Genomic DNA, 13,931 nt, shown 5'->3' on the forward strand with positions numbered 1-13,931 from the left:
GAATGGCTAAAGTGAGAGTATATGAATACGCAAAAGCCATAGATGTTTCAAGTAAAGATATTATAGCAGCGCTTAAGGATATGAACGTGGAAGTGAACAACCACATGGCGACGCTTGAAGACGACACTGTGAAAAAGCTAGACGCTATCTATAAAAAAGCCAAAGCAAAAGAGACAGCTAACGAGAAACCCGCAGAACAAAAAAAACAATCATCTAACAAAAACAATGATAGAAAGAAGAATGACGTGCAGAATAATCAATTTAATAAAAACAAAAAAAACAACAACCAAAATAAAAACAAAAACAAACGCGGTGGAAATAACAAACCGCAGCATCAGCAAGCTAGACCTGTGAAGCCTAAAAAAGAGCTTCCTGAAAAAATTGAATTTACAAATTCAATGACTGTCGGCCAGCTGGCTGATGAGCTTGGAAAAGAATCAGCTGAAATCATTAAAAAGCTGATGATGCTTGGTGTCATGGCAACAATCAACCAAGAACTTGATAAAGATACAGTTGAATTAATCGCTTCTGAATATGGTGTTCCAGTTGAGGAAGTCATCATTTTAGAAGAAACTGAACTTGAAAAGTATGAAGTTGAAGATAAAGAAGAAGATATGCAAGTACGCCCTCCAGTTGTAACGATCATGGGACACGTTGACCACGGGAAAACAACTCTTCTTGACAGCATCCGTAAGACAAAAGTCGTCGAAGGCGAAGCAGGTGGAATCACGCAGCATATCGGTGCATACCAAATCGAAGAAAATGGCAAAAAAATTACGTTCCTTGATACACCTGGACACGCAGCATTTACAACGATGCGTGCACGTGGTGCCGAAGTAACGGATACAACAATTCTAGTCGTTGCAGCAGATGATGGCGTCATGCCGCAAACAATTGAAGCGATTAACCATGCGAAAGCGGCAGAAGTGCCAATCATTGTCGCTGTGAACAAAATTGACAAACCAACAGCGAACCCTGACCGCGTGATGCAGGAATTAACTGAGCATGGTCTTGTACCAGAAGCTTGGGGCGGCGAAACCATTTTCGTTCCACTATCTGCGAAAACAGGTGAAGGCATCGACGAATTGATCGAAATGATCCTTCTTGTCAGCGAAGTTGCAGAACTGAAAGCCAACCCAAATCGTGCGGCAAAAGGGACTGTCATCGAGGCTGAGCTTGATAAAGGAAGAGGTTCTGTTGCAACCCTTCTTGTTCAAACAGGTACACTTCAAGTAGGTGACCCAATCGTTGTCGGAAATACATTTGGCCGTGTACGTGCAATGGTCAATGACATCGGCCGCCGCGTGAAAACAGCAGGACCATCTACACCTGTTGAAATCACTGGTTTAAACGATGTACCGAATGCAGGGGATCAGTTCCTCGTATTCAAAGATGAAAAAACAGCTCGTCAAGTCGGTGAGGCGCGTGCTTCTAAACAGCTGGACGAACAGCGTTCAGATAAAGCAAAATTATCTCTAGACGACCTATTTGAGCAAATCAAACAAGGTGACGTAAAAGATATCAACTTGATCGTGAAAGCAGACGTACAAGGCTCTGCTGAAGCATTAACAGCAGCTCTTCAAAAAATAGAAGTCGAAGGCGTAAAAGTGAAAATCATCCATACGGGTGTTGGAGCGATTACAGAATCAGACATCATTTTAGCAAGTGCTTCTAATGCCATCGTAATTGGCTTTAACGTACGTCCTGATGGAAATGCGAAAAGCACAGCTGAGACTGAGAACGTTGATATCCGCTTGCACCGCATTATCTATAAAGTCATCGATGAAATTGAAGCTGCGATGAAAGGAATGCTTGACCCTGAATATGAAGAAAAAGTCATCGGTCAAGTTGAAGTTCGTCAAACGTTCAAAGTATCTAAAATCGGTACAATTGCGGGCGGCTATGTAACTGAAGGAACGATTACAAGAGATAGCGGAATCCGCTTAATCCGTGACGGCGTCGTTATTTTTGAAGGCGAAGTTGACGTGTTAAAACGATTTAAAGATGATGTGAAAGAAGTTTCACAAGGCTATGAATGTGGTATTACCATTAAGAAATACAATGATATCCGTGAAGGTGATGTCATGGAATCATTCGTTATGCAAGAAATCGAAAGAAAATGATCGGTTATACCGAATGTGAGTGTATGATCTATGATGCATCCTCACTGAAGGAAAAACGTGCGGTTCTTCAGCGTATTTTGACAAGAACGCGTCATAAATTCAATGTAACCATTGCTGAAATGGATTACCAGGATACATGGCAGCGTACATCAATTGGAATCGCCGTGATTTCCTCATCTCGGGTTCAAGTGGAAAAGGAGCTTCAGCGTGTATTAGGCTTTATCGATTCTTTTCCTGAAATTGAACGAACGATCACGAAAACTGAGTGGTTTTAATTAGAGGTGATAAGATCATGAGTATGAGAGCAACCCGTGTGGGTGAGCAAATGAAAAAAGAATTGGGCGACATCTTAGGCAGAAAGCTAAAAGATCCAAGAATCGGCTTTTTGACTGTAACCGATGTCGAAGTATCCGGTGATTTGCAAATTGCCAAAGTCTACATTTCTGTTCTTGGCGACGAGAAGAAAAGAGAGGAAACCTTAAAAGGCCTTGCAAAGGCTAAAGGGTATATCCGCTCTGAAATTGGCAATCGAATCAGACTTCGCAAAACACCAGAACTGCATTTTGAATTCGACGAATCCGTAGACTACGGAAACCGAATTGAAAGCCTGATTGCTGAGTTAAACACAAAAGATCACGAATAAGACGTTGAAATAAGGATAGGCGATGATCGTCTGTCCTTTTTCATCGTTTATGAAAGGAGAGAACGCATATGATAAATGGTGTTCTTTTATTACATAAAGAAAGAGGCATGACCTCACACGACTGTGTGTTTAAAGTAAGAAAAATTTTACACACAAAAAAAGTCGGCCATACAGGCACCCTCGACCCAGAGGTTTCAGGTGTTCTGCCTATTTGTATCGGAAGAGCAACGAAGATTGTAGAATACTTAACAGATAAATCGAAAACATACGATGCAGAAATCACGATTGGCTTTTCTACAACAACAGAAGACCAAACAGGTGAGATCGTAGAAGAAAAAAAGGTGGAAAAACCGATCTCAGAAAAAGAAATTGATGCGGCGCTGAAGCAGTTTGAAGGAACCATTGAACAAATTCCTCCCATGTTTTCTGCTGTGAAAATTGGCGGGAAAAAGCTCTATGAGTATGCAAGAGAGGGCATCGAAATTGAGCGGCCAAGCCGAGAAATTACTATTCACCGTATCGAGCGGACTACACCTGTCACATATGAGGATGGCAGCGTGTCATTTAGGTTTACTGTTCTATGCTCAAAGGGAACGTATGTGAGGACCTTAGCGGTTGATATCGGGAAGAAACTAGGGTTTCCAGCCCACATGTCACATCTTATTCGTACAGGGTCTGGTGATTTTACACTTGATGAATGTATTACGCTGGATGAGCTGCGAGATATAAGCGAGGAAGGAACTGTAGATGAGCACCTTGTCCCGATCGAGCGCGCGCTCAATCATTTGCCGAAATGGGAGATAAATGATACATTAGCAAGTAAAGTGGAAAACGGTGCAGTCCTGCCAATGCCTGATGAATTTGCTCATTTCGCAGAGGCGGATCGTGTCGCTGTTTTTGCTCCTTCAGGTCGTTGTCTGGCAATATATATGAAGCACCCGACCAAACAGAACCTGATGAAGCCGGCGAAGATCTTATCTCAGGACAAGCAATCTTAAAGAAAAGGTGACATCTCGTGAAGACTATACATATTTCACACCCACATACATTGAATCAAAAAGATCAAGTCCCGTCTGTCATGGCTTTAGGGTACTTTGACGGTGTTCACCTCGGGCATCAAAAAGTCATTGACGAAGCGAAAAGCATTGCGAAAAAAGAAGGATTGGCCTTAGCAGTCATGACCTTTCATCCGCATCCATCACATGTTTTGCAAAAGGCACGGGAACCAAAAGACTTAATTACACCGCTTGAGGATAAAATTGATTTTATCGAACAGCTGGGCGCTGACTATTTATACATCGTACAATTCAGCGAGAGCTTTGCAGCTCTATCTCCTCAAGAGTTTGTGGATCAATATTTGGATGAATTGAATGTGAAGCACGCAGTAGCGGGGTTTGATTTTACGTTTGGCCGTTTTGGTGCAGGCACAATGGAAACGTTCGATGAATACGGAAAAGGCCGTATCAATGCAACCATCGTACCTAAGCTGTCCAATCAAGACCGAAAAGTCAGTTCCACTCTCATCCGTTCCGCATTAAAAAATGGGGATGTTGAATATGTGAGCGAGCTTTTAGGAAAACCTTATCAGCTTCGCGGCATTGTCATCCATGGAGACAAACGCGGACGGACGATCGGATTTCCGACAGCTAATGTCGGCTTATCTGCTGAATACATTATTCCGCCAACAGGGGTATATGCAGTAAGAGCAGAAGTAAAAGGTAAAGTATATGACGGCGTTTGTAATGTCGGCTATAAACCAACATTTTATGAAAAACGTCCTGATCAGCCTGCCATTGAAGTAAACCTTTTTGATTTTAACGAAGAAATATATGGCCAGCCGATTAAATTACAATGGTTCAAGCGCATTCGCAGTGAACGAAAATTTAACGGAATCCAGGAGCTGACGGCTCAAATCAGTCAAGATAAAGAAGAAGCGATTCAGTTTTTTCAAGATCAGCTCAAGCAAACAAAAAAATCATAGAAAAACTGCTCTACCATTTGCAAATTCAGCATATTTTTAGTATGATTATTCCTGTAGCTTTAAAACCACTTACTTGGCAGGCCGACTTCACCGACGGTTGCGAGGTAGATGGGGCTAACATGATTTGGAGGTGAAACAGGATGGCTATTACTCAAGAGCGTAAAACGCAATTAATTAATGAGTTCAAAACACACGAATCTGATACTGGATCTCCAGAAGTTCAGATCGCTGTCCTAACAGAATCAATTAACAACTTGAACGAGCATTTACGTACTCATAAGAAAGATCACCACTCACGTCGCGGTCTTTTGAAAATGGTAGGTAGACGTCGTAATCTTCTTACGTATCTACGTAATAAAGACGTAACTCGTTACCGTGAGTTAATTAACAAACTAGGCTTACGTCGATAATCGTAAAAAGCGGGAGGATTCCCGCTTTTTTATCGTATAATCACTAATATTTTATGGTTAAAATGTTGAAAGAATGGCAAAAACCCTTCTACATACAGCTTTCACATTGATATGTGAAAATCATTTTGTTCATAATAAGAACTAACTAAAACTTTACGATAAGAGAGGAGTTTATCTCAGAATGGGACAAGAGAAACATGTCTTCACCATAGACTGGGCTGGACGTCAACTGACAGTTGAAACTGGCCAGCTTGCAAAGCAAGCAAACGGAGCGGTCCTCGTACGCTACGGAGATACGGCTGTGCTTAGCTCAGCAACAGCTTCTAAAGAACCAAAACCACTTGATTTCTTCCCGCTCACTGTGAACTACGAAGAAAGACTATACGCAGTAGGTAAAATTCCTGGCGGCTTCATTAAAAGAGAAGGCCGTCCAAGTGAAAAGGCGATCCTTGCCAGCCGCTTAATTGACAGACCAATTCGTCCGCTGTTTGCAGATGGATTTAGAAACGAAGTACAAGTCATTAGTATCGTCATGAGTGTGGATCAAGATTGCTCATCTGAAATGGCTGCAATGTTTGGCTCATCTTTAGCTTTATGTGTGTCTGACATTCCATTTGAGGGACCAATCGCCGGCGTTACAGTAGGACGAGTGGATGGAAAGCTGATTATTAACCCGAATGTGGAGCAGCTTGAACAAAGTGACATCAATCTTGTGGTTGCCGGAACAAAAGATGCGATCAACATGGTAGAAGCTGGTGCTGATGAAGTACCGGAAGAAACAATGCTTGAAGCGATCATGTACGGTCACCAAGAGATCAAACGCTTAATCGAATTCCAAGAAGAAATTGTGAAGGCAGTCGGTAAGGAAAAAATCGATATTCCTTTATATGAAGTAGATCAAACGTTAGCAGACGAAGTAAAAGCACTTGCTGAAGCTGACCTGCTGAAAGCGATTCAAGTACATGAGAAGCATGCGCGTGAGGATGCAATCAGTGCTGTGAAAAAAGCTGTAGTTGAGAAGTTTGAAGCAGAAGAACGTGACGAAGCAACGATTAAACAAGCGAAAGATGTATTAAACAAGCTTGTCAAAAACGAAGTTCGCCGTCTGATCACTGAAGAGAAAGTACGTCCAGATGGACGCGGCGTAGATCAAATCCGTCCACTTTCTTCAGAAGTAGGACTTCTGCCAAGAACGCACGGTTCAGGCCTATTTACAAGAGGACAAACACAGGCGCTCAGTATTTGTACATTAGGTGCACTTGGTGATGTGCAAATTCTTGATGGTTTAGGTGTTGAAGAATCAAAACGCTTCATGCACCATTACAACTTCCCGCAATTCAGTGTTGGCGAGACAGGTCCAATGCGTGGTCCAGGCCGTCGTGAGATCGGACATGGTGCACTAGGTGAACGTGCACTAGAACCAGTCATTCCATCCGAAAAAGATTTCCCTTATACGGTTCGCCTCGTTTCAGAGGTATTAGAATCTAACGGATCTACTTCACAAGCAAGTATTTGCGCAAGCACACTTGCGATGATGGATGCCGGTGTTCCAATTAAAGCACCAGTTGCAGGGATTGCAATGGGACTTGTGAAATCTGGTGAATACTACACAGTGCTGACAGACATTCAAGGAATGGAAGATGCACTTGGAGATATGGACTTTAAAGTTGCAGGTACATCAAAAGGTGTAACAGCCCTTCAAATGGACATCAAAATCGATGGTCTATCAAAAGACATCTTAGAAGAGGCTCTTCAACAAGCGAAAAAAGGAAGAATGGAAATTTTAGACAGTATGCTGTCAACAATTCCTGCTTCTAGAGGAGAATTGTCTCGTTATGCACCTAAAATCTTAACGATGACAATCAATCCGGATAAAATTCGCGATGTCATTGGACCAAGCGGTAAACAAATCAATAAAATCATTGAAGATACCGGTGTGAAAATCGATATTGAACAAGATGGTACAATCTTTATTTCTTCTACAGAAGAAGATATGAACCAAAAAGCGAAGAAAATTATTGAAGATCTTGTGAGAGAAGTTGAAGTAGGACAGCTTTACTTAGGTAAAGTCAAACGCATTGAAAAATTCGGTGCCTTCCTTGAAATCTTCAGTGGAAAAGATGGACTTGTTCATATTTCTGAGCTTGCGCTTGAGCGTGTGGGCAAAGTAGAAGATGTCGTGAAACTTGGCGATGAATTACTTGTCAAAGTCACTGAAATCGATAAACAAGGCCGTGTGAACCTTTCTCGGAAAGCTGTTTTACGTGAAGAGAAGGAAAAAGAAGAAAAGCAGTCTTAATGAGATCAAATAAAATGTGTTAGAAGCCAGGTATCCGTGCCAGGCTTCTTTCTTTTCTTGCGCTAACAATAGTTCTAGCTTGTTTCTCCCCATCATAATTTGTGATATAGGGGAGGGACAACCATTGAAAAAAACGTTACCATTCATTGTGTTTGTATTTTTACTGCTCGTGTCATATCAAACGATGAAGCAGCCGGCTGCTGTTACATATATTGAATCAATGAAAGAGCATGCCGAAGTTGCATCTGTTTCAAAAGATATTTTATTTCAGGAAATTGAATCGAAGTCTTCTGACTATGAAGTAAAGGCGCAAAATGCTAAGATTGATAAAGTGTGGAAAAAGATGCCTGGCTTAAATGGACAGACAGTTGATATCGATGCCTCTTATGAAAAAATGAAGAAACAGGGGTCATTCGATGAAAAGCTGCTTGTTTTTAATGAAACAAAACCATCTATTCATTTACATGAGCTTGGTGCAGAGCCCATTTATAAAGGGCATCCAGATAAAAAAATGAATGCATTCCTCATCAACGTAGCTTGGGGTGACGAGCATTTAATCAACATGTTAAAAACGCTGGAAAAGCATCAAGTCAAGGCGACCTTTTTCTTAGAAGGCAAATGGGTGAAAAAAAGCACAGAGCTTGCTAAAAAAATCGTGGCAGATGGTCATGAAATTGGAAATCATTCATACAATCACCCAGATATGCGCACACTGACAAGAGAACGAGCATTAGAGCAGATAACGAAAACAAATCGCCAAATTGAAGAATCCCTTGGGAAGAAACCAAAATGGTTTGCGCCTCCAAGCGGAAGCTTTAAAGAAGAAACAGTCAAGCTTGCCAAACAAGAAGGCATGGAAACCATTATGTGGACAGTAGACACCATCGACTGGCAAAAACCATCCCCGGCTATTTTACAAAAGCGGGTGCTTGGGAAAACTCACAATGGGGCGATGATATTAATGCATCCAACAGATGCAACAGCGAAAAGTCTTGACGCACTTATCACTCAAATCAAGGAAAGAGGATATGAATTAGGGACGGTTTCTGACCTCCTAAGTGAAAAAAGACATCCGTGATGCGATCTGTTTGTTGAATAGGAGGAGCAAAACTTGGTCAAAACGTATACATGCCAAAACGGAGTAAGAATTGTACTCGAAAACAATCCCACTGTAAGGTCTGTCGCAATTGGCGTCTGGATTGGAACAGGCTCTAGACATGAGACACCTGAAATTAATGGGATCTCACACTTTTTAGAGCATATGTTTTTTAAAGGGACAAAGACAAGATCTGCACGTGATATCGCAGAATCCTTTGACCGCATTGGTGGTCAAGTGAATGCCTTTACATCAAAAGAATACACTTGCTACTATGCGAAGGTGCTTGATTCACATGCTGGCTACGCCCTCGATGTATTAAGCGACATGTTCTTTCACTCAGCTTTTGATGAAGAAGAGCTGAAAAAAGAAAAAAATGTGGTGTACGAAGAAATTAAAATGTATGAGGATACTCCTGATGACATCGTTCATGATTTATTAAGCAAAGCCATTTATGGTGATCATTCATTAGGATATCCGATTTTAGGAACAGAGGAAACACTCTCTACCTTTAACGGAGATTCACTTAGAAAATATATGGATGAATTCTACACACCGGACCGCGTCGTGATCTCTGTTGCAGGGAACGTAGATGAGACCTTTATTCGTGAAGTTGAAAAGCTGTTCGGTTCTTATGAAGGAAAAGGGAAGAAGCAGCCTGTAGAAGCTCCAGCATTTCATTATGACAAGCTCACACGCAAAAAGGAAACGGAACAAGCGCACCTATGCCTGGGCTTTAATGGCCTTCCAGCTGGAGATAAGGGCATCTATGACTTAATCGTCTTAAATAATGTTCTTGGCGGAAGCATGAGCAGCCGATTATTCCAAGATGTAAGAGAGGACAAAGGACTTGCTTATTCCGTCTTCAGCTATCACAGTTCATTTGCAGATAATGGAATGCTGACGATTTACGGCGGGACTGGAGCGAAGCAGCTAAACCTGCTCTCTGAGACCATCTTACAAACATTAGACGTCTTAAAGCGTGAGGGAATCACGCAGAAAGAACTAGAGAACTCTAAGGAGCAAATGAAAGGCAACCTTATGCTCAGCCTTGAAAGCACAAACAGCAAAATGAGCCGAAACGGTAAAAATGAACTGCTCCTTGGCAAACATCGGACACTCGATGAAATTATTGATGAAATCAACAGCGTCACATTAGACGGCGTGAATAACTTATCTAAACGCATCTTTACAGAAGATTATGCGCTCTCGCTTATTAGTCCGACGGGTGATCAGCCATCATAATGTAAACAACACGGCAGACTCAAAAAAGTCTGCCGTTTTATTGTAGGTAAAGAAGAAAGGGGTTCTGCTTTCATGGAACATGAAAAGCTGAAACAGCTCTCTCCACTTCTGACACAAGCTTCTTTCCAAGCCATGACATCTGGTTTTTCGGGAGATCGCACCTTTTTGGTTACAATATCATCTAGTGAAAAGCTGGTGCTTAAGTTATCAGACATTCAAACGTATTCGCGCTATAAAAGAAAAGCATCATTTCAGCGGAAGTTAAAAGATCGAGGGATTCTTTGTTCTGAAGTGATTGAGATTGGAATGAGTGCTGAACTAAACTGTACCTATCGTATTTTCTCCTTTATCGAAGGCGAGAATGCTAGAGACTCCATCCATCTACTTACAAATGAAGAGCAGTATGAAATCGGGAGGCGGGCAGCGAGAGAGCTAAGTTTGATGCATACATGCCGTGCACCTTCTCATGTTCGTCCGTGGGATGAGAAAGTCATGGCAAAACATGAACGGTATGTACATGCCTATCAATCAAGTGGCGTGACGTTTTCCAATGATCAGTTTGTATTAGATTTTATCAAGTCGAATGTTGATGCGGTAAAAGAGAGGCCTAACCAGTTCCAGCATGATGATTTTCATTTAGGGAATATCATCATACAAGGTAATCAATATGCCGGTGTGATTGATTTCGATCAATCCGACTGGGGCGACCCGGTTCATGACTTTTATAAATTGTCCTTATTTAGTCGAGAAAGCAGCATTCCGTTCTCAGCTGGACAACTGGATCAATACGTGAGTACGCAGTCTACAAACGATTTTTGGCTTCTTTTTTCCATCTATACAGCAATGAGCTGCTTTTCATCTATCATCTGGACGCTTTCCTATGATCCGGGACATGTAAAAGACATGGTGAAACGAGTGGAGAGAATGCTAAAAGATCATAATTGCTTTCATCAACTTAAGCCTGTTTGGTATACCAACTCACATCATACATAACTTGAAAAGAGCAGGATGGTCTATTTCTTCCTTTTGCTGCATATATGATACGGAAGGGAAGTGATGCGATTTTGAGGCTGAGTGAACTGTCAGGAAAAGAGATCGTCGATATTAAAAGAGCGGAGCGGCTTGGCGTGCTTGGACAAACCGACCTTGAAATCAATGAACAGGACGGTCAAATTACAGCACTCATTATACCTTCCGTGAAGTGGTTTGGCTTTCGAAAACAAGGAAATGACATCCGCGTCCCGTGGAATCACATTCAAAAAATAGGATCAGATATGATCATTCTCGATGTGCCTGAAGAACTTCAGCCGCACGGAGAAAAAGAGCACCCATAATAATGGGTGCTCTTTTTCTTTTCTCTCTCTGATTCGTTCACAGGCTGAATCCTCTCCTCATATGCTGAAAGGGAGATTCAGAAAATATTACAGACTTTTTTAAATAAAGAAGGTGAACGGTCAGTATGTTGAGCGGTTTAACGGTTGCGGTGATCGGGGGAGATGCAAGGCAGCTTGAAATTATTCGCAAGTTGTCACAGCAGCATGCCAAAGTATTTTTGGTTGGATTTGACCAGCTGGATCATGGATTTATCGGTGCTGAAAAGCTGAAAATGTCTGAACTTCCATTCGAACAAGTAGACAGTATGATCCTGCCAGTATCTGGGACAACGGATGAAGGCGCTGTTGCTACCGTTTTTTCAAACGAGCAGGTCTTGCTGGAAGCTAAATATTTAGAAAGAACCCCTGCCCATTGTATCTTGTACTCAGGTATTTCAAATACGTACTTAGACAATCTGACAAAGCAGGTGAACCGGAAGCTTGTGAAGCTGTTTGAGCGAGATGATATTGCCATATATAACTCTATTCCAACAGTTGAAGGAATTATCATGATGGCCATTCAGCAAACGGACTATACGATTCACGGGTCTCATGTCGCTGTTCTCGGACTTGGAAGAACAGGACTCACCATTGCCCGCACATTTCGGGCACTAGGGGCAGACGTAAAAGTAGGGGCGGCAGACACAGCACATTTAGCGCGGGCATTTGAGATGGGGCTTAATCCATTTTCAATGGACCAGTTAAAAGAGGAAGTAACGGATGTTGATATTATCATCAATACCATTCCAAGTCTTGTATTAGATTCATCTGTCATCGTCAGCATGACACCAAAGACACTCATTTTGGATATCGCCTCACGCCCAGGCGGAACAGACTTTGACTTTGCACAAAAGCACGGAGTGAAGGCACTTCTTGCACCAGGACTCCCGGGGATTGTTGCACCAAAAACAGCAGGACAAATCATTGCAAAAGTGCTTTCCGGGCTTTTATGTGAACTTGCGGAGGAAAAAAGGGGGATGGAATCATGACAACATTAAAAGGGAAAAGAATCGGCTTTGGTTTAACAGGTTCCCACTGTACGTATGAAGCTGTTTTTCCGCAAATCGAAGCGCTTGTAAAAGAAGGGGCAGAGGTGCGTCCAGTGGTGTCGTACACGGTGCAGAGCACGAATACGAGATTTGGAGATGGAGCCGAGTGGATCGACCGGATTGAGAAGCTGACTGGTTTTCAAGCGATTGACTCAATCGTGAAAGCAGAGCCGCTCGGGCCTAAGCTGCCGCTTGATTGTATGGTTATTGCTCCTCTAACTGGTAACTCGATGGCGAAATTTGCAAATGCCATGACAGACAGTCCTGTTTTAATGGCTGCTAAAGCAACCATACGGAATCATCGACCTGTCGTTTTAGGTATCTCAACAAATGATGCGTTAGGTTTAAATGGTACAAATCTGATGAGGCTGATGTCGACAAAGAATATTTTCTTTATTCCGTTTGGTCAGGATGATCCATTCAAAAAACCGACCTCTATGGTCGCGAACATGGATCTGCTATCTCAAACAGTAGAAGAGGCACTCCAGCATAGACAAATTCAACCAATTTTAATTGGACCAAACGAATAATAGATTCACTAGAAAATCAAGAAAGATTCAAAAAAGATGCTTCAAGCCTTGCTTTTCTATGGTAAAATAAAATGTAAAAAGTCATAGGATGGCCATCCGAAAGAAAAGAATCATGGATGGGTCGGAAGGAGTTTTACTGATGGGAAGAGGATTGCATGTAGCTGTAGTTGGAGCGACTGGAGCTGTCGGTCAACAAATGTTAAAAACACTAGCTGACAGAGATTTTGAAATGGATACACTTACTCTACTATCCTCAAAACGTTCTGCTGGAACAAAAGTGACATTCAGAGGTCAAGAGTACACTGTTCAGGAAGCAACACCTGAAAGCTTTGAAGGAGTGAACATCGCATTATTCAGTGCTGGAGGAAATGTTTCTAAAGCGCTGGCTCCTGAAGCAGTCAAACGAGGTGCGATTGTTGTTGACAACACAAGTGCTTTTCGTATGGACGAAAACATCCCTCTTGTCGTACCAGAGGTAAACGAAAAAGATTTGCATGATCATCAAGGGATCATTGCAAACCCTAACTGTTCAACGATTCAAATGGTAGCGGCATTAGAACCGCTTCGTCAGGCATATGGAATGAAAAAAGTCATTGTCTCTACGTATCAAGCAGTATCAGGTGCGGGACATGAAGCCATTGACGAACTATACAGCCAATCACAAGCCATTTTAAATAAAGAGGATGTAACACCAGAAGTCATGCCTTATCAAATTGCATTTAATGCGATCCCGCAAATTGATAAATTCCAAGACAACGGTTATACATTCGAAGAAATGAAAATGATCAATGAAACGAAAAAAATCATGCATATGCCTGAGCTGGAAGTAGCGGCAACATGCGTAAGGCTTCCAATTGAAACAGGTCATTCAGAATCTGTCTACGTCGAACTAGAATCAAATGATGCAACAGTGGAAGACCTCAAATCAATTCTAAAAGATGCACCAGGAATTACGCTGCAAGATGATCCGTCTCAGCAAATTTATCCAATGCCTGCAGATGCTGTTGGGAAAAACGACGTATTTGTCGGCCGCATTCGGAAAGATTTGGACCGTCCAAACGGGTTCCATATGTGGATTGTATCTGATAACCTGCTTAAAGGCGCTGCATGGAACTCAGTTCAAATTGCAGAAAGCTTAAAAGCATTAAAATTAGTTTAACATTCAATGGATGATGAGGACGA

Annotated in this window: 14 protein-coding genes; all 14 read left to right on the plus strand. The window is 42.0% G+C overall.

Annotation, left to right across the window (positions count from 1 at the left end):
- The first annotated feature begins 2 nt into the window (after nt 1-2).
- The 14 genes from infB (at nt 3) to asd (ending at nt 13,908) form a co-directional block, all read left to right on the plus strand.
- Complete coding sequence (infB, locus tag MHB41_RS08145; RefSeq protein WP_034281840.1) at nt 3-2,123, plus strand: translation initiation factor IF-2; 2,121 nt, start codon at nt 3-5, stop codon at nt 2,121-2,123.
- Nucleotides 2,120-2,398, plus strand: coding sequence for a DUF503 domain-containing protein (locus tag MHB41_RS08150; RefSeq protein WP_061109857.1), 279 nt, complete (start codon nt 2,120-2,122; stop codon nt 2,396-2,398). Before infB ends, MHB41_RS08150 begins: the two co-directional genes overlap by 4 nt.
- Before the next feature lie 17 nt (nt 2,399-2,415).
- Nucleotides 2,416-2,766 (plus strand): 30S ribosome-binding factor RbfA, encoded by a 351-nt coding sequence (gene rbfA, locus MHB41_RS08155; protein ID WP_007499525.1) that lies wholly within the window; start codon nt 2,416-2,418, stop codon nt 2,764-2,766.
- Nucleotides 2,767-2,834: 68 nt separating this feature from the next.
- Nucleotides 2,835-3,764, plus strand: coding sequence for a tRNA pseudouridine(55) synthase TruB (gene truB / locus MHB41_RS08160; RefSeq protein WP_061109858.1), 930 nt, complete (start codon nt 2,835-2,837; stop codon nt 3,762-3,764).
- A 17-nt stretch (nt 3,765-3,781) separates the two neighbouring features.
- Entirely contained in the window at nt 3,782-4,747 is a 966-nt protein-coding gene (gene ribF / locus MHB41_RS08165; protein WP_034281843.1) for a bifunctional riboflavin kinase/FAD synthetase, read from the plus strand.
- Nucleotides 4,748-4,887: 140 nt separating this feature from the next.
- Complete coding sequence (gene rpsO / locus MHB41_RS08170; protein ID WP_008354438.1) at nt 4,888-5,157, plus strand: 30S ribosomal protein S15; 270 nt, start codon at nt 4,888-4,890, stop codon at nt 5,155-5,157.
- 181 nt (nt 5,158-5,338) lie between these two features.
- Entirely contained in the window at nt 5,339-7,456 is a 2,118-nt protein-coding gene (gene pnp / locus MHB41_RS08175) for a polyribonucleotide nucleotidyltransferase (RefSeq protein ID WP_024424134.1), read from the plus strand.
- Between the two features lie 124 nt (nt 7,457-7,580).
- A complete protein-coding gene (locus MHB41_RS08180) occupies nt 7,581-8,534 on the plus strand; it encodes a polysaccharide deacetylase family protein (RefSeq protein WP_098676889.1) in 954 nt (317 codons plus the stop codon).
- A 33-nt stretch (nt 8,535-8,567) separates the two neighbouring features.
- Entirely contained in the window at nt 8,568-9,797 is a 1,230-nt protein-coding gene (locus tag MHB41_RS08185) for a pitrilysin family protein (RefSeq protein ID WP_025092599.1), read from the plus strand.
- 72 nt (nt 9,798-9,869) lie between these two features.
- The gene (locus MHB41_RS08190) at nt 9,870-10,790 is read left to right on the plus strand and encodes an aminoglycoside phosphotransferase family protein (protein ID WP_034623581.1); all 921 of its coding nucleotides are present in this window, start codon (nt 9,870-9,872) and stop codon (nt 10,788-10,790) included.
- Nucleotides 10,791-10,861: 71 nt separating this feature from the next.
- Nucleotides 10,862-11,131 carry a YlmC/YmxH family sporulation protein gene (locus MHB41_RS08195; protein ID WP_073205208.1) on the plus strand — a complete coding sequence of 90 codons (270 nt, stop codon included), beginning with the start codon at nt 10,862-10,864 and terminating at the stop codon, nt 11,129-11,131.
- 125 nt (nt 11,132-11,256) lie between these two features.
- Nucleotides 11,257-12,159: a dipicolinic acid synthetase subunit A gene (gene dpaA, locus MHB41_RS08200; RefSeq protein ID WP_340900358.1), complete on the plus strand. Its 903-nt coding sequence runs from the start codon at nt 11,257-11,259 to the stop codon at nt 12,157-12,159.
- Complete coding sequence (dpaB, locus tag MHB41_RS08205) at nt 12,156-12,749, plus strand: dipicolinate synthase subunit B (protein WP_025092602.1); 594 nt, start codon at nt 12,156-12,158, stop codon at nt 12,747-12,749. Before dpaA ends, dpaB begins: the two co-directional genes overlap by 4 nt.
- A 139-nt stretch (nt 12,750-12,888) precedes the next feature.
- Complete coding sequence (asd, locus tag MHB41_RS08210; RefSeq protein ID WP_024427010.1) at nt 12,889-13,908, plus strand: aspartate-semialdehyde dehydrogenase; 1,020 nt, start codon at nt 12,889-12,891, stop codon at nt 13,906-13,908.
- Nucleotides 13,909-13,931: the final 23 nt, after the last annotated feature.

The sequence above is a fragment of the Bacillus sp. FSL H7-0578 genome (assembly GCF_038630855.1).
Lineage (GTDB): Bacteria > Bacillota > Bacilli > Bacillales > Bacillaceae > Bacillus > Bacillus safensis.

Coding starts and splice junctions, on each gene's coding strand:
- infB (WP_034281840.1), top strand. CDS start 3: ATGGCTAAAGTGAGAGTATATGAATACGCAAAAGCCATAGATGTTTCA.
- MHB41_RS08150 (WP_061109857.1), top strand. CDS start 2,120: ATGATCGGTTATACCGAATGTGAGTGTATGATCTATGATGCATCCTCA.
- rbfA (WP_007499525.1), top strand. CDS start 2,416: ATGAGTATGAGAGCAACCCGTGTGGGTGAGCAAATGAAAAAAGAATTG.
- truB (WP_061109858.1), top strand. CDS start 2,835: ATGATAAATGGTGTTCTTTTATTACATAAAGAAAGAGGCATGACCTCA.
- rpsO (WP_008354438.1), top strand. CDS start 4,888: ATGGCTATTACTCAAGAGCGTAAAACGCAATTAATTAATGAGTTCAAA.
- pnp (WP_024424134.1), top strand. CDS start 5,339: ATGGGACAAGAGAAACATGTCTTCACCATAGACTGGGCTGGACGTCAA.
- MHB41_RS08190 (WP_034623581.1), top strand. CDS start 9,870: ATGGAACATGAAAAGCTGAAACAGCTCTCTCCACTTCTGACACAAGCT.
- dpaA (WP_340900358.1), top strand. CDS start 11,257: ATGTTGAGCGGTTTAACGGTTGCGGTGATCGGGGGAGATGCAAGGCAG.
- dpaB (WP_025092602.1), top strand. CDS start 12,156: ATGACAACATTAAAAGGGAAAAGAATCGGCTTTGGTTTAACAGGTTCC.
- asd (WP_024427010.1), top strand. CDS start 12,889: ATGGGAAGAGGATTGCATGTAGCTGTAGTTGGAGCGACTGGAGCTGTC.